This window comes from Chryseobacterium sp. 3008163 (assembly GCF_003669035.1).
Lineage (GTDB): Bacteria > Bacteroidota > Bacteroidia > Flavobacteriales > Weeksellaceae > Chryseobacterium.
Genome location: NZ_CP033070.1, coordinates 2963321 through 2984301, shown reverse-complemented (window position 1 = coordinate 2984301; position 20981 = coordinate 2963321). Strand labels below are relative to the sequence as shown.

The window sequence follows — 20981 nt, the reverse complement described above, 5'->3', positions numbered from 1 at the left end:
AATATTTGAAAACCATATAACAAAAGTATTAAAAAAATAAAAAGAGAAGCATAAGCTTCTCTTTTTTAATAATATTTAAAGATAAATACTATCCTTCAAAATTCATTGTTAAAGGTAATCTGAATCTGTAACGAACAGATTGACCATTGATTTTTGCAGGAGTCCATTTATTTTTAATTGACTTAATTGTTCTAACAGCTTCAGAATTAAAATCTGCATTTTTACCGTTAGCTTTTACATCTGTAATTGTTCCGTCTCTTTCTACTACGAAAGTTACTTCAGCTTTTACAGTACCTTCATCACCATTCATTGCTGAACCGTCGAAGTTACCAGATACTTTATTTCTAAATGCATTGATACCTCCAGGGAATTCTGCAGTTTGCTCTACCTCGCTGTATACTTGCGTATCACTTACCTGAGGTTTAACTTCAGCTGTTGAAGCTTTAGTACCTGTAGATGGTGGCGGCGGTGGTGGCGTATAAGCCGGAGCTTTCACACCTTCTTGAGCTGTAACACCCGTAGTTGTTTCTAATTGCTTAGAAATTGGCGGTGGTGGAGTTTCAATTTTTGGAGCTTTCACTGGTTCTGGAACCACATTCTGAATAATTTCAATCTTCTCCTCCTCTTTTGGTGGAGGTGGTGGAGGTGGTTCTTCTTCTTTAGGCTGCTCTATAATTTTATCTTCCTGAATAATATCAACCAAATCTGCCTTCACTTCTACTTGCTCTTCAGCAGCGAGGTTTTTGATGGTTAAATAAATAAGAGGAGATAAAGCAATCAATAAAAATATAGATGTTCCAATGATAAAAGATTTTGTCAGTAATCTAGGATACTGCGATCTGATATCATAAGCTCCATAATTTTTATTTCTATTTTCAAATACAATCTCGTCTAATGTAAGATTTTGACTGTAAGCATTTTCATCTGCCATTGTAATATAAATTTAATGGTTAATTACTTTGTAGTAATTATTTGTTGCCAACTCTTTTATCATAAATAGCTTTTTCCCAAGGCTTCAAATCGGTAACACCGTATCTTTCGCTTTTAGTAATAGCCATTTCGTCAAGAATGTCTACAAAGTTCTTATATACTGCATCGTCAGTTGGCTTGATAATTACTGTGAATTTTTCTTTATCTGCTGCTCCTGCTTTTGCTTGCTCTATAATCTTTCTGATACCTTCTCTATCAAAAGATGTTTCAGTTAAATTTTGGTCAGTTAAAGATGTATTATCTTGCTGATGCCAAAAAATTCTGTTGTCTTTCCCTAATAATAAAGAGATTGAATTAGAAAGTTTAATTTCTGTCTGTGGAGGAATTGGATCGTTTGGTTTTGGTTTACCAGGAAGACCTAAATCCATCACATTTGGTTTACTAAACGTTGATGTAAACATAAAGAACATCAATAGTAAGAAATTCAAATCCACCATCGGAGTCATATCGACCCTAGGGTTATTTTTCTTGGAACGTACCTTGCCGCCTTTGCCGCCTTTCTCTTGTACCTGTACTTCTGCCATTTCTATTCCTTATTATTCGTTAGGTTTACCTTCTTGTGACGTAATCAACCAAAATTTAAGAAAATCAATATCTCTTAAACCCTCAAATAAACTTTTAACTTTTGGATATTCTGTAGTAACGTCACCCTTAATCGCTAATTTGTATTCAGGATTAACGCTTAAACTTTGCTCTACCCAGTCTACTAATTGTTTATTTGTACTGTCCATAGGAATCCCTTTTGGACTTTTAAAATTCTTCTGCTCATCCTCAGACAATGAAAGATAGCTTCTAAGTTGGTTCATAGGAACCCCAATTGTCTGAACTCTCTGAAATGCAGCTTTCTGGTTGTTGTCAAAAGTAACACCGTACTTTTTCCCCATTTTATCCAAAAGCTCTAATCTTTCTGTTGCGTTCTCTACCGGCTGGAAATAGAATTTTCCGTCTGGTGTAGCGTTAATAGTCATTAAACTAGCATCAGGAAGTAATTTTTCTGAGATTGAAGATGGCGGTTTGATTTGCTCCACATCAGGCTTTTTGAACTGAGTGGTCATAATAAAGAACGTAAGTAGTAAGAACGTAACATCGCACATTGCGGTCATATCCGTAACTACCCCATGTCTTTTTGGTTTTATTCTCGCCATTATTATTATCTAATTAAATTATAAACTTCTTTTTGTGTAAAACACAGATTCACTTAATTCTTAGTGAAATTCTGCAAAAGACTGCTGGATGCTCATTGCAATCTCGTCGATCTTGTAAGTCAATCCGTCAATTTTAGAAGTAAAGAAGTTATAAAGGATAATCGCTACAGCTGAAGTACCAATACCTAATGCAGTGTTGATCAATGCTTCAGAAATACCAATTGATAATGCAGCAGCATCAGGTGTACCACCACTAGCTCCTAAAGCGAAGAACGCTCTAATCATACCAATTACAGTACCTAATAGTGCTACCAATGTTGCAACTGTACCTAAAGTAGAAAGAATCATCATGTTTTTCTCTAACATTGGCATCTCAAGAGTAGTAGCCTCTTCGATAGCTTTGTTTAGAGCAATCATTTTTTGTTCTTTGTTTAAAGTAGTATCGTGAGCCAACGCTTTGTAAGTCGTCAAACCTTCTTTTACTACATTTCCTACAGAACCTTGTTGTCTGTCGCACTCTTCTAGAGCTTCGTCAACTTTGTTCTGGTTTAGCAAACTTCTAACTTTTACAACGAAGTTGTCTACATTTCCTGCACCTGAAGCTTTGTTTAAAACAAAATATCTTTCAAATGAGAAAACGATTACAGTAATCATGAATGTAACAAGCAATGGTACAATAACACCTCCCATGTAAATCATTCCCATGAACCCTTCTGGATGAAGATCTTTACCTTCAACATCAGAAAAAGCTACTGAACCTCCTCCTAATCTAGGATCAGCTTTAAAATTACCTGGGCTACCCAATACGAATAACCAAATACAAATCCCCAACACCAATAGGATAGGAATAATTACAGCTGGATTTAAACCTCCTGCCTTTCTAGCAACTACTTGCTCATCATTTTTTGAAACATTCATTTCCATATTTAACTAAATTATATTGTTTAAAAATTTTAAAGTTGTAAAATAAAGGCAAAATTACTTAAAATGCAATAGTCTTAAATAAACATTTTGTCTTTTTTTGATAACGAAAAATTAATACGATTCCGATATTGTAATTATATCCAAAATTATTAATGATTTTTATCACTTTTTGTAATTACATTAAAAAATCAAAAAATTTAATGCTTTAATTTTTTGAAATTACCAATGTTAAATTTATTTTAAATTACAATATTTACTATCTTTTTATGCACTACAATGATTTTTTAGGAGTTTTCCCCTCTAAAATCTCTTTCAATTTGTCATTTTGAAGCACTAAAACCTCAACATCTGTTGCAGAAAGCTGAGCCGAAAGAGAAATTTTAAATTTCATCTTACCATTTACGCTTATTGGATAATTAATCTCGTCTTCAACTAAGTATTCCTCATTCAGAATAGGGAATGTTTCAAACTCTATCGAATCGTTATGACCAAGCAAATTCCATACCTCTTCACAGATATGTGGGGCGTAAGGGGAAATTATAACGGCTAAAGGTTCTAATATATTGCGTTTGTTGCATTTTAATTTCTGTAACTCGTTGACAGCAATCATAAATGAAGAAACTGACGTATTGAAAGAAAAATTTTCAATATCATAAACCACCTTCTTTATTAAAGTATGCAAAATTTTATATTCAGCTTTTGTAGGTTCATCTTCAGAAATTTCAAAAACATCTTCGTTGAAATACAAATTCCAGAATTTTTTCAGGAAACCGTAAACTCCACTAAGACCTTGTGTGTTCCAAGGCTTGGATTGCTCTAATGGACCTAAGAACATTTCATACAATCTTAAACCGTCTGCTCCGTATTCTTCACAGATGTCATCAGGATTTACAACATTGTATTTTGACTTAGACATTTTTTCTACTTCACGACCTGTGATGTATTTTCCATCTTCTAAAATAAATTCTGCGTCTGCATAATCTGGCCTCCAAGATTTGAACGCTTCAGTATCCAATTCGTCAGAAGTTCCTTTTAATAAAGATACATCAACGTGAATAGCCTGAGTCTGATAATCTTTTGCCAAATTTTTAGAAACATACTGATTAGTACCCTCCACTCTATAAGCAAAAGCACTCATCCCCAAAATCATCCCTTGATTGATCAACTTTTGGAAAGGCTCATCCTGATTAATATACCCTCTGTCTTTTAAGAACATATTCCAGAAACGAGAATATAATAAATGTCCAGTTGCATGCTCGCTACCTCCAATATATAAATCTACTTGTCCCCAATAATCAGAAAGTTCTTTTTTAGCAAAAACCTCATCATTATTCGGATCCATGTATCTAAGGAAATACCATGAGCTTCCCGCCCAACCCGGCATTGTAGATAATTCTAATAGAAATACCGTTTGATCATCAATTAAATCTGTTGCGACGACTTTTTGATTAGCTTCATCCCAGGCAAAAGATTTTGCGTTTCCTAATGGTGGATCTCCGTCTTCTGTCGGCAAATACTTTTCAACTTCAGGAAGTTCCAAAGGCAATGCAGAATTTGGCAATGTGTAAGGCATTCCTTCCTTATAATATATAGGGACCGGCTCACCCCAATATCGCTGTCTTGAGAAAATAGCATCACGCTGTCTGTAGTTCGTCGTTCCGTGACCGATTCCCTTGTTTTCTATTTCAGCAATTATTTTGATTTTGCATCATTATAATTTAAACCGTTTAAGAAATCAGAATTCACACAAACAGAATCTTTAGAATCAAAAGATTTTTCCTGAATGTCTTCTTCGGTTTCTACAACTTTTATAATTTCTAAATTAAATTTCTTTGCAAATCTGTGATCACGCTCATCGTGCGCAGGAACAGCCATTACAGCTCCCGTTCCATAGCCCATCAAAACATAATCTGAAATATAGATCGGCATCTTTTTTCCGCTAAACGGATTGATTACATAAGTTCCGGTGAAAGCACCGCTCACGTTTTTCACGTCAGCCATTCTATCACGCTCAGTCTTTTTAGAAGTGTCTTCTATATAAGTGTCTACCTCAGCTTTTTGTTCTGCAGTCGTGATATTTTCAACCAAAGGATTTTCAGGAGCCAACACCATAAAGGTCGCTCCAAAAATAGTATCAGGTCTTGTAGTGAAAACTTCGATGATTTCTTCGTGATTTTCTACCTCAAATTTTACTTGAGCTCCTTGAGATTTCCCAATCCAATATTCCTGGGAATCTTTCAAGGGTTGTGGCCAGTCCAGAGTTTTTAATCCTTGCAATAATCTTTCAGAATACGCAGAAATTCTCATGCTCCACTGCATCATTTTCTTTTGAAAAACAGGGAAACCTCCTCTTTCAGATTTCCCGTCTTTAATTTCGTCGTTAGCTAAAACAGTTCCTAATGCCGGACACCAGTTTACAGTAGTTTCAGCTCGGAAAGACAGACGATAATTTAATAAAATATCTTCTTTATCAATTTCAGAAGCGTTTTTCCATTCTTCTGAAGTGAAATTTAATTCGTCGTTTTGATTGGCGTTAAGACCTTCAGTTCCTTTTTCTTCAAAATGTCTGATTAAAGTATCGATAGATTCTGCCTTGTCTGTATCTTTATTATACCAAGAATGAAACAATTGAATAAAAATCCATTGTGTCCATTTATAATAAGAAGCGTCAGAAGTTCTCACTTCCCTGCTCCAGTCAAATGAAAAACCTATTTTTCTTAACTGCTCTTCGTATCGTGTGATATTCTGTTCTGTAGTCACCGCAGGATGCTGCCCAGTTTGAATAGCATATTGTTCTGCAGGCAAACCGAAACTATCATAACCTACAGGATGCAAAACATTAAAACCCTGATGTCTTTTATATCTCGCATAAATATCTGACGCAATATATCCCAGCGGATGACCTACATGTAGCCCTGCTCCCGATGGATACGGAAACATATCGAGTACATAAAATTTAGGTTTATCTGTTTTATCGGAAGTTTTGTAAGTTTGATTGTCTTCCCAGTATTTCTGCCACTTTTTTTCTATCTGCTGATGATCGTAAAACACGTTATAATGATATTTGTTGTTAGACTTTTATGAAATTTTAGATTTTATTTAAATCAAGATTCACAAATTTAATGATTTTAAAAGAATTGGTTATTTAATTTTAAACTAATTGAACGTTGCCCTAAACAAAAAATCTCATCCGGAGATGAGATTTATATAGATTATTATTAATTTAAATACTAAGGAGCTACTCTTTTGAAAGTATACGTTGTTGCTTTGTAAACTGTAGGATCTATATTATCCTCAATTTTAAGATTCATTGTTTCTGCAGTTAAATCAACAATTTTCCCTTTTTCAGAAACTACCGTTCCTTGATATTTGATTTCAAAATTCTTTTCAGTTTTGTTATACGTATAACTGAAGTTACGTTCAGAAATCGTTGAGCACGTTAGTGAAGACCCTGCCAAATCTTTATTTGTTCTTTTCCCTGAATTATTTTCATTAAATACCCATCTAGATTCTTGCTGACAAGTAGTGTATGTAATTTCATCAGAAACCCCGACACCGTCAAGATCAACTTCAGTTCTTACTTCTGCTACCGGCTTCCAAGTTCCTACAATGGGAAACTCTTGTACAGTCTCGTCATCATCGTTACATGCGGTAGTAGCTACCATTAATGACAAACCTGCAAATAATAATGCTAATTTCTTCATAGATCAAATTTTTCAAGGCATAAAATTATGATTTTTTATTAAAAATCAATCATTTTTTTGAATTTTGGAATCATAATTTACATTTTCTTAAAAATACCGCTTTTAAAGACCATTTCCAAAGCCTTATATTTGCAAAAAATACTGAATGCCTGAAGTTTCCATCATCACGCCTTGCTATAATTCTTCGAAATTTTTGGAAGAAACCATCGCATCTGTACAAAATCAGACTTTTAAAGATTGGGAGTGGCTGATTACAGATGACAAATCTTCTGATAATTCTGTGGAAATGATTCAAAGACTGAATGATCCGAGAATAAAACTGACGATTGCAGAAAAAAATGGAGGAGCAGGACATGCGAGAAATATTTCTTTAAAAAATGCAAAGGGAAGATTTATTACTTTTCTGGATGCAGATGATTTTTGGGAACCAAATTTTCTGGAAGAAATGATTGGATTTATGAAGAAAGAAAATGCAGAAATCGCCTACTCTAATTATGCACGATGTGATGAAAATTTAGTTCCGAAAATTGAGGATTTTAAAGCGGATAAAGAAGTGACTTTTGAAAATTTACTCAAGACTTGCCGCCTGTCTTTACTTTCATCAATGTACGATTCTAAAAGAGTTGGTGTGGAATATTTTCCAGAAGGAAGTAAACGTGAAGACCATGTGATGTGGCTGAATTTATTAAAGAAAATCCCCATCGGAAAACCGCTTCCAAAGACTATGGCAAAGTACAGAATGCATGCAACAAGCGTTTCCAGAAAAAAGCAAAACATTGTGAAAGATCAGTATTTAGTCTACAAAGATTTTATGAATTTTTCTACTGTAAAATCTTTATATTACACCGCCAATTGGGCAATTAATGGATTTTTGAAATACTCTAAAATATTTAATTAATGGAATATTCAAAAGAATTTAAAGCGGCACTAAGCAACTTTTCGGCAATTGAAAAAGACCGACTTATTTTCCGTTTGCTAAAAAAAGATAAATTATTGTCTAAGAAACTTTATTTTGAACTGATAGACACGGAAACGACCGACCAAAAAAGAAGTCAGATGGAAGAGCAAATCGAGGAAAGAATTCTTCTTGCATCAAAATACATTGGAAATCCTAAGTATTTTTTGGTTCTCATCAGAAAAATAAGTGCAGAAATTACGGAGCATGTGAAAGTAACAACTGATAAATTCGGAGATATTGCTCTGCAGTTATTTTTGGTTAATCAAATTTTAGAAAATAACGACAAGCTCAATAATCAAAGGTTTGATAACATTTACAAGCTGTATATTTATCTGATCAATAAACTTTTGAAAGCCATCATTTCGATTAAAAAATTGGATGAGGATTACTGGATGGAATTGAATGAAATTTTAGAAAGTATAGAATCAAAAATTCATGAGAACAGATATTTCGAAAAACTCTGCATCAATAATAGCTTTGATTTTAATTGGCTGAACATTGAAAAAATTCCCGATCATTTAGATTTATTAGTCAAAGACATTAAAAGCCAGGGATTTTTAAAGTGATAGAATCTTCTTTAGAATTAATTCTGAAGAATTAGGTTGTTCTGCAACAAATTTTCCGGCGTTTGCAGACATCGTTTCTAGCTCTTCTTCATTATTTAAAAGATACAGAGCAAATTCTGCAGCTTCATTTTCATGTTCAAAACATTTTCCGCCTTCAGCTTTAATTAAATCATCCGCTTCAGGATTTTTCTTGTAATAGTTCCCAAAAACCACAGGAATACCGAACGTAGCAGCTTCAAGAATATTATGCAATCCGGAATCATGAAAACCACCGCCAACAACTGCAATATCTGCATATGAGTAAAGTTTTGAAAGCAACCCGATACTGTCGATGATTAAAGTTGGAGAGTCTGATGGCTGTAGAGTTTGAGCGTTTTTTAAGTTGCTATAAAGAATAGCGTTTGGGAATATTTCTTTTAAATTTTCTACTCTTTTTAAATCGTGTGGAGCGATGATTAATTTTACATCTTGATTTTTTTCTGAAATCATTTTCGCCAGTTTCTCTTCCGCCTGCCAAGAACTTCCGAAAACGATTGCTTTTTTATCATCAATAAATTCTTTGATAAAATCAACATGATTATCACGATTTTTCAAATGCTTTACTCTGTCAAATCGTGTATCGCCAGTCACTGAAGCGTTCTGCAAACCGATACTTTTAGCCAAAAGATAAGACTGTTTTGTCTGGTGAAAAAACCAATCGACATTCTTTTTCAATTGCTTTACAAACCACTTTCCATACGAGGTGAAGAATGATTGACTTTCATAAAACAAAGCGGAAATCACAAATGTTTTTACATTCCTATTTTTCAGTTCCTGAAGAAGATTATACCAGTAGTCATATTTCACCGTAAAAAATAGTTCAACATTCATCTGAGCAAGAAATTCTTTTACATTTCGCTCTGTATCAAAAGGTAAATAACAGATTGCATCAGCTATATTTTTCTTTTTAACAACATTCTCTAATCCTGATGGAGAAAAGAAAGTTATCAAAATTTTATGATTAGGAAATTCGTCCTTAAGCTTTTCTAAAACGGGTAAACCTTGCTCATATTCGCCTAAGCTAGCAGCATGCATCCAGATCACTTTGTCATGGGCTGAGAATGCTGATTTAATGATATTCAAAGATTGTTTTCTTCCTTCAATGCCCTTTTTAGTTTTATCATTAAACAATGAGAAAACTTTCATTCCGAAAATGAGAAGTTGGATAAAAAGATTGTAAAGGAAAGCCATATTTAATTATTTAAACTGAGCCGTAATGATAAAAACTGCAATTAAACTACCAATAATAGAAAGCAACATCGTTGAAAAAGGAACTTTTGCTTTTGCATCTTCATCAAAAGCATATCTGAATGTAAAATCCTGATTGTTTAAAAAATTAAACAAATTAAAAGAAAAAGCCATCTTATAAAAAAGTTCATGATAAAGAACTGCACATCTCTGTTTTCATCATTAATCTCAAAAGGAAAATTAGCAGATTCCGGGGAACGTATCAAAAAGAAAATGCCTATGTAAAAAATAATGCTTAGAATCGGAGTAAAGAATGCATACTTTTTATTTCCGAAATTATCTGGTTTTCCTTCAACATCGAAATGTGTAGGAATTCTTTGAGGTAATGCTTTGTAATTTTTTATTGTAAACCACCACAAGAAAATAACCAATCCGAGATTGAGTAAATCAAATACTATAAATAATGCATCTTCCATTCTAGGCTATGTTTAAGATTACAAAACACTTTTAATCACTCTCAGTTTATGCGTATGCTTATTCATTTCTTTATTGAAAATTCCGGTAGAATCCAACGTGTCGATTCTCACTTTTCCTGATGCGTGAATAATTTTCTGATTTTCAAGCATAATTCCAACGTGAATAATTTTGCCTTCAGAATTTTCGAAATATGCTAAGTCGCCGGGCTGGCTTTCTTCCACAAAACTTAAAACGTCACCAACTTCTGCCTGCTGATAAGTATCTCTGGGCATTTTCACGTTATGAATCTTATATACCAACTGTACAAAACCCGAACAATCTACTGCAAAGAAACTTTTTCCGCCCCATAAATACGGAACATTCAGGAATTCTTTTGCTGTCAGAGCGATACTTTCACGCAAGTCATGACTCCTACTAGACGCAACGGCAGGATATTCTACTTCAGAACCCATTGAAAGCAAAGTGCGGCCGTCATTTGTCATGATAGATGCAAAATCTTCAGTAATTAAAGTTACTTTTCTGTTTGCTAAATATTCGTCGGTTACATGTTTGATTTGTTTGGTATCCATCCAGCCTTCATAGCCGTCGTAGTGCATTTTTATTTTGGTCCAGTTTTTATTCACTTCCAAGATATCCGCACTTTCGCCAAACAATATTTCAGTAACAATTTCTGCTCTGTCAGAATTTTCTGCACGCACCGGCGCCACTGTTACCACACAAATTCCTTTATCCATTTATTTAAGTTTTAGGTTAAGTTTTAGGCTGATTATTATTAGCCTAACCTTTGCCTGAATTATTTCCTGCGAAGCAGATTTACTCCGTCACGCAAAGGTAAAATAAGATTTTCAAAATCTTCATCTTTCGCCGCCAAATCATTGAGTTCTTTGATGACTTGTGTTGATTTCTGTTTCGGGTTTTCCTCTAATACTTTTCCGTACCAAAGCACATTGTCAAACATCACGACAGAGCCTGATTTTGTTTTTGGTTTAATTAATCTGAAATATTCTGCGTAATTTTCTTTGTCAGCATCAATGAAAACCAGATCAAAAATCTCATCGGTTTCCTTTAAAAACTCTTTCGCATCCTGAAGTTTAAAATGAATCTGACTAGAAAATTTGCTTTCAGCAAAGTATTTTTTTGGTAAATAAGCTAAATCCTCATTCACATCTAAAGTCGTTAGCTTTCCTTCTTTTGACAAACCTTCTGCCATGCAAAGTGCAGCATATCCCGTAAAAGTTCCTATTTCTAATATATTTTTCGGTTGTAAAATTTTTGAAATAATGGTTAACAATCTTCCCTGCTGATATCCTGAAATCATGTGAGGCTGAGTTGTCTTCTGAAAAGTTTCTCTTCTCAGTTTTCTCAGAATTTCAGGTTCTGCAGAAGCATGATTCTCCAGATATCTGTCCATCTCAGCATTTTCTTCTTCAAAAAAGCTCATATTGATAATTTTTACGATTCAAATTTACTTAAATATAAACAATTTTTTTGAAATGTTAAAATCAAAAAATCCGTATAAATACGGATGCTTGGTAACGGTTTATCGTGTTAGATTTGCACGAGCAAGAAATCTTGTACATGATGGTGAAAAAAGATTTATTGAAAACGGAGGTAAAAACAAGTCGATGAAACAAACTAATCCTTCAGACAAAAAACAATTCCTAAGAAGAGGACGCAATTCCCTTTTAAAAGCTATCTTCTTTAAACTTAAAAAGGATGATGTTGTCTAACAAAAAAATCCCGATAAAAATTTATCGGGATTCTTTGTGCTATTTTGAAAGCAATTATTTCTTAGGAGTAATATCCATCAGTTTCATAAATTCATCAAGCTTAGGCATAATGATGATTTCCGTTCTTCTGTTTTCAGATCTTCCGGAAACACTCATGTTTGTCGCTTTCGGATTGTATTCTGAACGCCCACCTGCTGTAATTCTTGCAGGATCAACACCAAACTGGCTTTGCAATACTTTTGCAATTGAAGTTCCTCTTAGAGCAGAAAGATCCCAGTTATCTCTAGGTAGATTTGTAGAGCTTAATGGAGAATTATCTGTATTACCCTCAATCAGTACAGAATATTTGTCGTAATCGTTGATCACCTTAGCTACTTTCCCAAGAACTTCCTGAGCTGCCGGAAGCACGTTGTAATCTCCTACTTTGTATAACATTTTATCTGAAAGTGAAATCATTACAACACCTTTCAGAACTTTTACCTGAACATCATCATCAGTTACGTTATCCAAAGATCTCTTCAACTTGTTTGACAAAGCTAAATTTAAACTGTCATTTTTCGCATTAGAAGAAATAAGCTGCTTGATATACATATTAGAAGAATTAATTTCTCCTACCAATTTATCAATGTTTGCAGAGCTTTTTCCTGTATTTGAAAGACATGCATCCAAAGATGATTTCAAAGCATCATGCTGACTTTTTAATAGGTTATTTTCTGCGGTCAACGTAGAGTTCTGACCTTTCAGATCCTGAATTTCTCTTTGTCTTTCGCCGATATTTTCGATACACTGTTTGTAGTTGCCGCTCAATGCGTCATACTGCTTTTTACTTACACAAGATGTTGCACCCAACGCCATTGCAGAAACTGCTAAAATTTTAAAAATCTTCATAAATAATCTTTTTTAGACGAGCCAAATTTAGGAAAATTCATTTTAATTATATGGTTTATCTTTGTACAAAAGAAATTCTGAGCCTCATGCTGGAAAAATCAACCTTCAAAAAACAACTCGAAAATCTCATTTCATTTCCCGAAAATCAACGCTATCTTTTAGCAGTTAGCGGAGGTGTAGATTCCATGGTTTTAGCGCATGTTTTCAATGTTTTAGGTTTAAATTTCGAAATTGCGCATGTGAATTACAAACTTCGAGGAGAAGATTCTGATGCTGATCAAAAAGTGGTTGAGAATTTTTGTTTTGAGAATAAAATTAAATTTCATTTATATGAAGTTTCAGAAAAAGACAACAAACCTGAAAATTCAATTCAGCTTTGGGCAAGAGAACTTCGATATCATTTTTTTAAGCAAATTCAGGAAAAAGAAAATCTCGAATTTTTAGTGACGGCTCATCATCTGAACGATCAGCTTGAAACTTTCATCATTAATTTATCTAAAGCTTCCGGAATTAAAGGCTTGAGTGGAATTCCCGCAAATGACAACAAAATCCTCCGGCCGCTTTTGCATTTTTCTAAAGATGAAATTTACGATTTCGCCAAAGAACATAAGATTGAATACCGCGAAGATCTTTCCAACAAAAAAAGTAATTATTTAAGGAATAAAATCAGAAATGAGATTGTTCCGAAACTTTTGGAAACGAATGATCATTTTCTAGAGAACTTTAAAAAATCTTTGTGTTATTTAAATCAAACCAAAGATTTTGTTCATCAACAAATTGCAGAAATTGAAAACAGAATTACTATTCCTAACAAGAAACATAAAATTTTAGATAAAGAAAAACTCAATCTCGAAAGCGGTTTTGTGAAATTTGAAATTTTAAAAAAACATGGTTTTGAAAAAGAAGAAGAAATTAAAAAAATCTTTAAATCTGAAACCGGAAGCGCATTTTTCTCAAAAGACTTTCAATTGATCATCAACCGAAACGAATTGATTTTAAGCAAATTAAATCAAAAAACAGAAAGTCAGGAAGAAATTATTTTAACCAATGCGTTTGAATTGAATCAAAACATCGTTGAACTCAATATTTCAGACACAATTTCGAGTATTGAAGAAATCAATAAAACGTTTCGATGGGATTTTGATGCCAAGAAAATCACGTTTCCACTAAAGCTTCGCAGAAAAGAGGAAGGAGATGTGTTTTATCCGATTGGTTTTTCGGGAAAAAAGAAAGTTTCGAAGTTTTTTAAGGACGAAAAATTGTCTATTTTAGCCAAGCAAAAAATCTGGCTTCTGACAGACGGAAACAATAGTGTTTTAGGCATTATTCCTTTCAGGCAAGATAGACGCTACGCAAAAGATGAGAGAACGAAAAGTATTCTCACAATTTTTAATGAAAAGTAAAATGAAATTCAAAAACTGGTTTTTACTCATTCTCCTGTTCTTATTCACGGGAATCAATGCACAAATCAAGAATCCTGTAAAATTTAAATTCACGGTCAACGAACTGGGCAACAACCAATACGAAGCCGTTCTGAATGCAACTCTGGAAAGCGGATGGCATATTTATTCAAGAGACATTCCTGAAGATACAGGAATTCCTACAGAATATGTTGTGTCAGGAAAAAACATAGAGCTGATCGGTAAATTTCAAGAAGTTGGAAAGAAGCACGAAGAATTTTCTGAGGCTTTCGGCGGAACGATTATTTACTATTCTAATTCAGCAGGTTTTAAGCAGAAATTTAAATTAAAAGATGCCACAAAACCAGGTGAAGTCGTTGCTGAAATCACCTACCAAACTTGTGACGACAGAGTCTGTCTGGCTCCGAATACTTTAGAATTCAATCAGAAAATTACTCCAAAAGGAGTTTCAGAAGATGCCGTTGTACCCACTGAAGAAGTAAAAGATACTGTAAAAACCACCGAAACGGTAGTTGAAAATCCTGCAAAAGGAGAAATTACGGTCACAGAAACTTCAAAGCTCGACCCAAAACAGCTGAAAATAGCATCTATAGATTTCAAAAAACCTTTGACTGATTGCGGAACCAAAACCATTGAAGCATCTGAAAACTATTGGACCTATTTGTTCTTAGGTTTCATTGGCGGATTGATCGCTTTGCTTACCCCATGCGTTTTCCCGATGATTCCTTTAACGGTTTCATTCTTTACCAAAGGAAATAAAAACAAAGCAAAAGGTAAAAGAGACGCTTTGATTTATGGGTTTTTCATCCTGATTATTTTTGTTTTATTGAGTCTTCCTTTCCATTTAATTGACGGAATTGCAGGAAATGTTTTTAATGAAATTTCTACAAGCGTTTGGCTGAATGTGGTGTTCTTCATCATCTTCATTTTCTTTGCAGGAAGTTTCTTTGGATACTACGATATCACTTTACCAAGCTCAATTGCCAACAAATCTTCAAAAGCTGAAGAAGCAGGAGGAATTATTGGAATTTTCTTCATGGCGCTGACATTAGTGATTGTCTCATTCTCTTGTACAGGACCTATTTTAGGAAGTTTATTGGGGAGCGCCGTGACAGGTTCTACAAACGTTCCGATGTTGCTGACGTTTGCTTTGGCAGGTTTCGGATTTGCTTGGGCGATCGTTTTCGGACTTTTAGCATTATTCCCGCAGGCTTTACAAAGTCTTCCAAAATCCGGAGGATGGATGAATACAGTGAAAGTGGTTTTAGGTTTCGTGGAATTAGCTCTAGCTTTAAAATTCTTATCAAAAGCAGATTTAGTTTCAAAAACTTTCTTAATTAAAAGAGAACTTTTCATTGCAATCTGGATTGTAATTGCAATAGGTTTAGCATTATATTTATTCGGGTTAATCAGGTTTCCGCACGATGATAAAAAACCAAAAATTTCGATTACAAGAAAAATTCTGGGAGCTTTAGGAATTGGTTTTGTGATTTATTTAATTCAGGGATTAATTCCTGCAGAAAGACCGAAACTTCAATTATTAAGCGGAATTTTACCTCCGTTGAATGTAAGTTATTTCCACAACGAAAAAGACGGAATTCTGGGAATGAAGCCCGAACATGACTTCTTTAACGCTATTGAATTAGCCAAAAAAGAGAACAAACCCATTTTAATTGACTTCACAGGTTACGGTTGTGAAAACTGTAGAAAAATGGAAGAATTTGTCTGGAGCGAACCGGATATCTTACCGATTCTTCAGAACGACATTGTACTTGCTTCTCTTTATGTAGATGATAAAGAAGAACTTCCTGAAGATCAAAAAACGAAGATTGATTTAGGTGAAGGTCAGGTAAAGAAAGTAAAAACAATTGGTGACCGATGGAGTTTATTCCAGCAGGTGAACTTTAATAATAATTCTCAGCCACATTATGTTTTGATAACGCCTGATGGTAAGGTAATCAATACGCCTGTTTCCGGATATATGCCGAAAGAAGATTTCAAAAAATTCTTAGAGTGCGGAGTTAATTATTTTAAGAATAATAAATAAGACATAAACATTATAGATTTCAGCCTTATCAATTGATTTTGATAAGGCTTTTTTAATGAAACCCCACAACAGGTATTAAATCAAAAGATAATTTTAATAATTTAACATCAAAACAAAAATTTAGGTATAAACTTTGCATAGATTTCTGAAAATTACGAGATAATCTTTATCACATTTTCTTTAACATTAAAAAGTACAATCATGGCTGAAATCATTGCACAAGAGAAATCAGGAGGCAGACAAAAAAAGAAAAACGTTAAAATCGATATGACTCCGATGGTCGATTTAAATTTTTTATTACTCATGTTTTTCATGTTTACATCAAGCTTTTCAAAACCTAACGTAATGGATTTGGGATTACCTGGAAAAGATCCTGTTTTAGACCCGAAAACCGTCATTGATCAGAGAAATCAAATCACATTTATCATCGGAGAAAACAACCGAATCTTTTATCATCAAAGTAATGCAGAAGAACTTACAGAAACTAGATTGAAAGAAACTGATTACAATGGCGTGAATGTTTCAAAAATAATTTCCAATGCGTATGAAAAGGCACCGAAAAAAGAAAAATTCACCATCATCGTAAAACCTACAGACGAGTCGAATTACAAAAACTTTGTAGACATGATGGATAATATTTCAATTTCGAAAAAAGAAAGATACGGAATAAGCGATATCAAACCCTGGGAAAAGAAAGTTTACGAAAACGTAATCAAATAATACTCGAGAGCATTTTTATAATGCTCTTTTTTTATTTAAATTTGAGAATATAATTTATGTATTGATGAAAAAAACTTTAATCATAGCCATCGCAGGAATTCTCACTTTTTCATGTTCGAAAAAAGAATCTCAAAAAACTCCTGAAAAATCTGACAGCACCAAAATCATAGACTCCATCAACGCTGAAAGAACAAAAATCAACGACAGCATCAAAGCTTTAAACAGCAAAAACCGGTTCAGAGATTTCAGCGGAAGTCACAAATTTGTATATCAGAATGACAGTTCACCTAAATACTCAGGCTCAGTAAATTTCACCAAAATTGAAGGTGAAAGAGATAATTATACTATATCAGGAAGTATAAAGTCGGGTAATAATTCAGTTAATCTAAAAGGTTTTGTACAGGTTGTTACTTCTAAACATATGAATTTCACAGGAGAAATCACTCAAAGCATTTCTGATAACGATAACGGAAAACCATACACCAGAAAAGGTACGAAAACGTTTATGTCTAAAGATGGCGGAAAAACCTACAGACTTCAGGATATGGTAAATGGTTCGGGTTTTGTAGATTACATTGATATTCATTTTTAAATCTACACTATGCTCAACTTCGAAAAGAAAGGAAACGGAAAGGAAACATTGGTTCTGCTGCACGGTTTTATGGAAAACCTAAGCATCTGGCATGAGATGGAATCTTATCTTTCTAAAAATTTCACCTTGTTAAAAATCGATCTTCCCGGTCACGGAAAATCTGATATCTTAGCTGAAGTTCACACCATGGAACTGATGGCTGACGAAGTAAAGAAGGTAGTAGATAGTGAAAATTTAGAAAAATTTCATCTTTTAGGTCATTCGATGGGCGGTTACACTTCATTAGCTTTTGCTGAAAAATTTCCCGAAAATCTGAAAAGTTTAACTTTATTTTTTTCAACCTATTTCGCAGATGACGAGGAGAAAAAAGAGCAACGTATTAAAAGTTACAGAATCATCAAAGATGCTTTTCCGCATTATGTGAGAGCTGGAATTCCGAATTTATTCAATCAAAATGAGAGAGATGTTCTGGAAGGAAAAATAGAAATTGCTTTGGAAACCGCCCTTTCAACCAATAACCTTGGAGCTTTAGCTTGTGTAAAAGGCATGGTGGCAAGAACCGATAAAAAGCACATTCTTGAAAATCTAGAAGCCAAAATTTTAGTCATTGCCGGAAAACATGACAACGCTGTAAAAACAGATAAAACTATCAACAACCTGCCCGACAGAACCAACATAAAATCATACGTCGTTGATTGCGGACATAATGGTCATTGGGAAAAACCGAGCATCTGTGCAGAAATTATCAACACAGAATTGCTTCATCATCTTCCGAAAAAATTTCTTCTATAAAAAATCATTATGAGAATTTGGATACTTTCTGTGCTTTTCGTTTCATTAATTGGTTGCAAAAAAGAATCATCGGCTTCTACTATAAATCAAAAAGATACAACATCAATTGCTGAAAAATCTAAACCTGATTCTTTAGCCATAAAATCAGCTCAGCCCGAAATTTTCTCTTTTGTCACAGAACTTTGCGACAGTAAAGGGTATTTTGACGCTACGAAATATTCTCGTGAAGAATTGGAAGGAACTTATAAGCTTTGGTTTCAAATGGGCGGAGTTCAACTAGACACGCCATCGGTTTTTGATTTTGATGACTTGCAGAAGGTAAGGCAAGACAAAAATCAAATTTTAGATCAACTTGATAAAGATTTTGCAACAAATAAAAAAGTGATTGAAAATCTGAATGTTGTCAATATTCCTTACTGGCAAGATATCAAAAAACTACAGGCAAAATCTCTGTATCAGGAATATGAAAAGAAGAAACTTCAAATTACAGCTTATTCTGATCCTTCAATTTTAATCAATAATAAATTTACAGGAAACTGTAGAAATTTCGCAAAAGCTTTAAATTCTAATGATGACGAAATGATTGCTGAATGGCGAAAACTCCGTGAAGAAATGAGTAAAGGAAATGGTGATCCGCAAAGGATTATCAATGAATTTGAAAATCATCTTAAGTCCTCAGACTGGAAAGATTACGCTATTATAGATTTAATAACATTTGGCTGGGGAAATTGCGTCAATGAATATATCGAAAGACCTGAGCATGACGAAAAAATGAATAAAGAATTTGATGCATTATTTATAAAAATAGATTCTGAGTGTGACGAACCATAATATTTCTGTAAATTTCACTTAATTTAGTACAGCTTAAAATTTTCAATGGGATTATTCTCTTTCAAAAAAAAGAAACCAATTATCGGTCTGACTTTATCGGGCGGCGGAATGCGTGGAATTGCTCACATCGCTGTCCTCAAAGCGCTGGAAGAATATGATCTGAAGCCTCAAATCATCTCGGGAACCAGTGCAGGTTCTATCATTGCCGCATTCTACTCTATCGGAACTTCTCCCGATGAGATGATGGAAATTGTAAAGAAAACAACTTTTTTCTCTCGTTCTTATTTAAAACTTTCCAAAAACGGAATCTTTAGTTCAAAATTTATCATGAAATTACTGATGGATCATTTTCCTGAAGATGATTTTAAAGTTTTAAAAATCCCCGTTTATGTTGCAGCGACAGAAATGACTCATGGGATTGTAGATTTTTTCTCGGAAGGCGAATTATTCAGACCGCTTTTAGCGTCGTCAAGCGTTCCTTTTGTATTGCCTCCCGTAAGAATGGGTGAAAAAATCTATATTGACGGCGGAGTTATAGACAATTTACCCATAGAGCCTATTATTGATAAATGCGATTTTCTAATTGCTTCACACGTCAATTCTATAAGCTATGACAGCCTTGAAAACATGAGTTTAATGAAAGAATTTGACCGTATTTTACATTTAGCCATCGCAAAATCTGTTTATTCTAAAGCTAAATCCTGCGATATATTTTTAGATCCTCCAAAAATGACCAAGTTCAGTTTATTCAATAAAAAATTCCTGGACGATATGTTTTCTGAGGTTTATGAATATACGTGTGTAGAGCTTGAGAAAAAAGGATATAGCAAGATATGAGTTTAGAGTTATTAATTACGAGTTAATATTTACTAACTACAAATTCTCATCAACCAATCTCTTTTTAAACTTCTCAATCGTATCTGGCAAAGATTCCATAGATTTTCCTCCGGCTGCGTTGATATGGCCGCCACCGCTGAAATATTTTCTTGAGAACTGATTAACATCTACATCATCTTTACTTCTGAAAGAAATTTTAATAAAATCTTCATACAGATCTTCCATAAAGAAGGCAGACATTCTCACCCCGACAATACTCAGTCCGTAATTCACAAAACCTTCCGTATCTCCTTTCTGGAAACCGTAATCCTGAAGTTCTTTTCTTGTTAAAGATAAAACAGCTACTCTACCATCATTTACCACTTCAATTCGACCTAAAACAAGTGCCAACAAATGTAAACGTGAAACCGTGTTGGTATCCCAAGTATTTGAAGTAATCACTGAAGGGTCGGCACCTTTTTCAATTAAATTAGCCACAATTCTATGCGTCGCCGCACTCGTAGATCGGAAACGGAAACCGCCGGTATCAGTCATAATTCCGGTGTACAGACATTCTGCAATCTCTTTATTCACCAAATCTTCATCATCCATCGCCTCAATAAAATGATAAATCATCTGACAGGTTGCAGGAATAACCGTATCTGAATACACAAAGTCAAAATCTTCCGGTTGCTGGTGATGATCGATAAGAATTTTCTTTGCTTTTGCCCTCATCAGCCAATCACCCAAAAGTCCGATTCTTGCAGGAGAATTAAAATCTAAACAGAAAATTACATCTGCATCATTAATCAAATCAAAAGCTACCTTTCTTTTGTATTCGCCAATGATGTTTTTCTTTGCTTCAGGCATCCATTTCAGGAACTTCGGGAAGTCGTTTGGTGTTACCACTTCCGCTTCAATACCTTTAGCACGCAGATAATGTTTAAGGCCTAAACTGGAACCAATGGCATCACCATCCGGATTGTAATGGGTAAGGATTACGATTTTATTTTCCGGGATAAGAAGCTGATTGATTTCTAAAAGTTCGGCAGGTGTAAACATTTTATTTCTTTAAATTTTAGTCTTCAAAGATAAAGTTTTTATACGGATGAATTTTGAAAAAGTACAAATACCTACATCAAACTCCTCATTG

22 protein-coding genes and 1 pseudogene are annotated in these 20981 nt (G+C 34.1%); 10 read left to right on the top strand and 13 right to left on the bottom strand.

What is annotated here, in order from left to right; translation table 11 throughout:
* Positions 1–88 precede the first annotated feature (88 nt).
* From EAG08_RS13610 to EAG08_RS13585, 6 genes and pseudogenes are all read right to left on the bottom strand, one after another.
* Positions 89–931 (bottom strand): energy transducer TonB, encoded by an 843-nt coding sequence (locus EAG08_RS13610; protein WP_129535914.1) that lies wholly within the window; start codon positions 929–931, stop codon positions 89–91.
* 37 nt (positions 932–968) lie between these two features.
* A complete protein-coding gene (locus tag EAG08_RS13605; protein WP_129535913.1) occupies positions 969–1514 on the bottom strand; it encodes an ExbD/TolR family protein in 546 nt (181 codons plus the stop codon).
* Between the two features lie 12 nt (positions 1515–1526).
* The gene (locus EAG08_RS13600; RefSeq protein WP_129535912.1) at positions 1527–2135 is read right to left on the bottom strand and encodes an ExbD/TolR family protein; all 609 of its coding nucleotides are present in this window, start codon (positions 2133–2135) and stop codon (positions 1527–1529) included.
* 60 nt (positions 2136–2195) lie between these two features.
* On the bottom strand, positions 2196–3059 hold the full coding sequence (locus EAG08_RS13595) for a MotA/TolQ/ExbB proton channel family protein (RefSeq protein WP_129535911.1): 864 nt from the start codon (positions 3057–3059) through the stop codon (positions 2196–2198).
* A gap of 239 nt (positions 3060–3298) precedes the next feature.
* A pseudogene (gene leuS, locus EAG08_RS22960) lies at positions 3299–6110 on the bottom strand (leucine--tRNA ligase).
* Between the two features lie 179 nt (positions 6111–6289).
* Positions 6290–6763, bottom strand: a complete 474-nt coding sequence (locus EAG08_RS13585; RefSeq protein ID WP_129535910.1) for a lipocalin family protein — start codon at positions 6761–6763, stop codon at positions 6290–6292.
* Between the two features lie 145 nt (positions 6764–6908).
* Here EAG08_RS13585 and EAG08_RS13580 point away from each other — a divergent pair, with 145 nt between their 5' ends.
* Positions 6909–7661 carry a glycosyltransferase family 2 protein gene (locus EAG08_RS13580; RefSeq protein ID WP_129535909.1) on the top strand — a complete coding sequence of 251 codons (753 nt, stop codon included), beginning with the start codon at positions 6909–6911 and terminating at the stop codon, positions 7659–7661.
* The gene (locus EAG08_RS13575) at positions 7661–8287 is read left to right on the top strand and encodes a deoxyuridine 5'-triphosphate nucleotidohydrolase (protein ID WP_129535908.1); all 627 of its coding nucleotides are present in this window, start codon (positions 7661–7663) and stop codon (positions 8285–8287) included. Before EAG08_RS13580 ends, EAG08_RS13575 begins: the two co-directional genes overlap by 1 nt.
* On the opposite strand, the gene EAG08_RS13570 is transcribed toward EAG08_RS13575, so the two are convergent.
* The 5 genes from EAG08_RS13570 to EAG08_RS13555 are packed head-to-tail and all read right to left on the bottom strand — an operon-like array spanning position 8279 to position 11432.
* Complete coding sequence (locus EAG08_RS13570) at positions 8279–9517, bottom strand: 3-deoxy-D-manno-octulosonic acid transferase (RefSeq protein ID WP_129535907.1); 1239 nt, start codon at positions 9515–9517, stop codon at positions 8279–8281. The two genes, EAG08_RS13575 and EAG08_RS13570, sit on opposite strands and share 9 nt — an antisense overlap.
* Positions 9518–9523: 6 nt before the next feature.
* Positions 9524–9670, bottom strand: coding sequence for a hypothetical protein (locus EAG08_RS21395; protein WP_164998575.1), 147 nt, complete (start codon positions 9668–9670; stop codon positions 9524–9526).
* Positions 9655–9990 carry a DUF1648 domain-containing protein gene (locus EAG08_RS13565; RefSeq protein WP_129535906.1) on the bottom strand — a complete coding sequence of 112 codons (336 nt, stop codon included), beginning with the start codon at positions 9988–9990 and terminating at the stop codon, positions 9655–9657. Before EAG08_RS13565 ends, EAG08_RS21395 begins: the two co-directional genes overlap by 16 nt.
* Before the next feature lie 18 nt (positions 9991–10008).
* Positions 10009–10725, bottom strand: a complete 717-nt coding sequence (locus EAG08_RS13560) for a C40 family peptidase (RefSeq protein WP_129535905.1) — start codon at positions 10723–10725, stop codon at positions 10009–10011.
* A gap of 59 nt (positions 10726–10784) precedes the next feature.
* Positions 10785–11432, bottom strand: coding sequence for an O-methyltransferase (locus tag EAG08_RS13555; RefSeq protein ID WP_129535904.1), 648 nt, complete (start codon positions 11430–11432; stop codon positions 10785–10787).
* Between the two features lie 52 nt (positions 11433–11484).
* Here EAG08_RS13555 and EAG08_RS13550 point away from each other — a divergent pair, with 52 nt between their 5' ends.
* A complete protein-coding gene (locus EAG08_RS13550; protein ID WP_129535903.1) occupies positions 11485–11721 on the top strand; it encodes a hypothetical protein in 237 nt (78 codons plus the stop codon).
* 54 nt (positions 11722–11775) lie between these two features.
* On the opposite strand, the gene EAG08_RS13545 is transcribed toward EAG08_RS13550, so the two are convergent.
* Positions 11776–12609 carry an OmpA family protein gene (locus EAG08_RS13545; protein WP_129535902.1) on the bottom strand — a complete coding sequence of 278 codons (834 nt, stop codon included), beginning with the start codon at positions 12607–12609 and terminating at the stop codon, positions 11776–11778.
* Between the two features lie 86 nt (positions 12610–12695).
* On the opposite strand from EAG08_RS13545, the gene tilS reads away from it, so the two are divergent.
* The 7 genes from tilS (at position 12696) to EAG08_RS13510 (ending at position 19849) form a co-directional block, all read left to right on the top strand.
* On the top strand, positions 12696–14012 hold the full coding sequence (gene tilS / locus EAG08_RS13540; RefSeq protein ID WP_129535901.1) for a tRNA lysidine(34) synthetase TilS: 1317 nt from the start codon (positions 12696–12698) through the stop codon (positions 14010–14012).
* 1 nt (position 14013) lies between these two features.
* The gene (locus EAG08_RS13535; RefSeq protein ID WP_129537272.1) at positions 14014–16077 is read left to right on the top strand and encodes a protein-disulfide reductase DsbD family protein; all 2064 of its coding nucleotides are present in this window, start codon (positions 14014–14016) and stop codon (positions 16075–16077) included.
* 201 nt (positions 16078–16278) lie between these two features.
* Positions 16279–16797 (top strand): ExbD/TolR family protein, encoded by a 519-nt coding sequence (locus EAG08_RS13530; protein WP_129535900.1) that lies wholly within the window; start codon positions 16279–16281, stop codon positions 16795–16797.
* A 64-nt stretch (positions 16798–16861) separates the two neighbouring features.
* Positions 16862–17389 (top strand): hypothetical protein, encoded by a 528-nt coding sequence (locus EAG08_RS13525; RefSeq protein WP_129535899.1) that lies wholly within the window; start codon positions 16862–16864, stop codon positions 17387–17389.
* Positions 17390–17398: 9 nt separating this feature from the next.
* Positions 17399–18181 carry an alpha/beta fold hydrolase gene (locus EAG08_RS13520; RefSeq protein ID WP_129535898.1) on the top strand — a complete coding sequence of 261 codons (783 nt, stop codon included), beginning with the start codon at positions 17399–17401 and terminating at the stop codon, positions 18179–18181.
* Between the two features lie 9 nt (positions 18182–18190).
* A complete protein-coding gene (locus EAG08_RS13515) occupies positions 18191–19012 on the top strand; it encodes a hypothetical protein (RefSeq protein ID WP_129535897.1) in 822 nt (273 codons plus the stop codon).
* Between the two features lie 45 nt (positions 19013–19057).
* Entirely contained in the window at positions 19058–19849 is a 792-nt protein-coding gene (locus EAG08_RS13510; RefSeq protein ID WP_129535896.1) for a patatin-like phospholipase family protein, read from the top strand.
* Positions 19850–19885: 36 nt separating this feature from the next.
* Here the strand turns inward: EAG08_RS13510 and EAG08_RS13505 are convergent, their stop codons facing one another.
* A complete protein-coding gene (locus EAG08_RS13505; RefSeq protein WP_129535895.1) occupies positions 19886–20890 on the bottom strand; it encodes a DHH family phosphoesterase in 1005 nt (334 codons plus the stop codon).
* Positions 20891–20981 lie beyond the last annotated feature (91 nt).

What these genes read in the sequence shown, in the direction of transcription:
- EAG08_RS13610 (WP_129535914.1), bottom strand. Translation starts at nt 931, where the DNA reads ATGGCAGATGAAAATGCTTACAGTCAAAATCTTACATTAGACGAGATT.
- EAG08_RS13605 (WP_129535913.1), bottom strand. Translation starts at nt 1,514, where the DNA reads ATGGCAGAAGTACAGGTACAAGAGAAAGGCGGCAAAGGCGGCAAGGTA.
- EAG08_RS13600 (WP_129535912.1), bottom strand. Translation starts at nt 2,135, where the DNA reads ATGGCGAGAATAAAACCAAAAAGACATGGGGTAGTTACGGATATGACC.
- EAG08_RS13595 (WP_129535911.1), bottom strand. Translation starts at nt 3,059, where the DNA reads ATGGAAATGAATGTTTCAAAAAATGATGAGCAAGTAGTTGCTAGAAAG.
- EAG08_RS13585 (WP_129535910.1), bottom strand. Translation starts at nt 6,763, where the DNA reads ATGAAGAAATTAGCATTATTATTTGCAGGTTTGTCATTAATGGTAGCT.
- EAG08_RS13580 (WP_129535909.1), top strand. Translation starts at nt 6,909, where the DNA reads ATGCCTGAAGTTTCCATCATCACGCCTTGCTATAATTCTTCGAAATTT.
- EAG08_RS13575 (WP_129535908.1), top strand. Translation starts at nt 7,661, where the DNA reads ATGGAATATTCAAAAGAATTTAAAGCGGCACTAAGCAACTTTTCGGCA.
- EAG08_RS13570 (WP_129535907.1), bottom strand. Translation starts at nt 9,517, where the DNA reads ATGGCTTTCCTTTACAATCTTTTTATCCAACTTCTCATTTTCGGAATG.
- EAG08_RS13565 (WP_129535906.1), bottom strand. Translation starts at nt 9,990, where the DNA reads ATGGAAGATGCATTATTTATAGTATTTGATTTACTCAATCTCGGATTG.
- EAG08_RS13560 (WP_129535905.1), bottom strand. Translation starts at nt 10,725, where the DNA reads ATGGATAAAGGAATTTGTGTGGTAACAGTGGCGCCGGTGCGTGCAGAA.
- EAG08_RS13555 (WP_129535904.1), bottom strand. Translation starts at nt 11,432, where the DNA reads ATGAGCTTTTTTGAAGAAGAAAATGCTGAGATGGACAGATATCTGGAG.
- EAG08_RS13550 (WP_129535903.1), top strand. Translation starts at nt 11,485, where the DNA reads ATGTTAAAATCAAAAAATCCGTATAAATACGGATGCTTGGTAACGGTT.
- EAG08_RS13545 (WP_129535902.1), bottom strand. Translation starts at nt 12,609, where the DNA reads ATGAAGATTTTTAAAATTTTAGCAGTTTCTGCAATGGCGTTGGGTGCA.
- tilS (WP_129535901.1), top strand. Translation starts at nt 12,696, where the DNA reads ATGCTGGAAAAATCAACCTTCAAAAAACAACTCGAAAATCTCATTTCA.
- EAG08_RS13535 (WP_129537272.1), top strand. Translation starts at nt 14,014, where the DNA reads ATGAAATTCAAAAACTGGTTTTTACTCATTCTCCTGTTCTTATTCACG.
- EAG08_RS13530 (WP_129535900.1), top strand. Translation starts at nt 16,279, where the DNA reads ATGGCTGAAATCATTGCACAAGAGAAATCAGGAGGCAGACAAAAAAAG.
- EAG08_RS13525 (WP_129535899.1), top strand. Translation starts at nt 16,862, where the DNA reads ATGAAAAAAACTTTAATCATAGCCATCGCAGGAATTCTCACTTTTTCA.
- EAG08_RS13520 (WP_129535898.1), top strand. Translation starts at nt 17,399, where the DNA reads ATGCTCAACTTCGAAAAGAAAGGAAACGGAAAGGAAACATTGGTTCTG.
- EAG08_RS13515 (WP_129535897.1), top strand. Translation starts at nt 18,191, where the DNA reads ATGAGAATTTGGATACTTTCTGTGCTTTTCGTTTCATTAATTGGTTGC.
- EAG08_RS13510 (WP_129535896.1), top strand. Translation starts at nt 19,058, where the DNA reads ATGGGATTATTCTCTTTCAAAAAAAAGAAACCAATTATCGGTCTGACT.
- EAG08_RS13505 (WP_129535895.1), bottom strand. Translation starts at nt 20,890, where the DNA reads ATGTTTACACCTGCCGAACTTTTAGAAATCAATCAGCTTCTTATCCCG.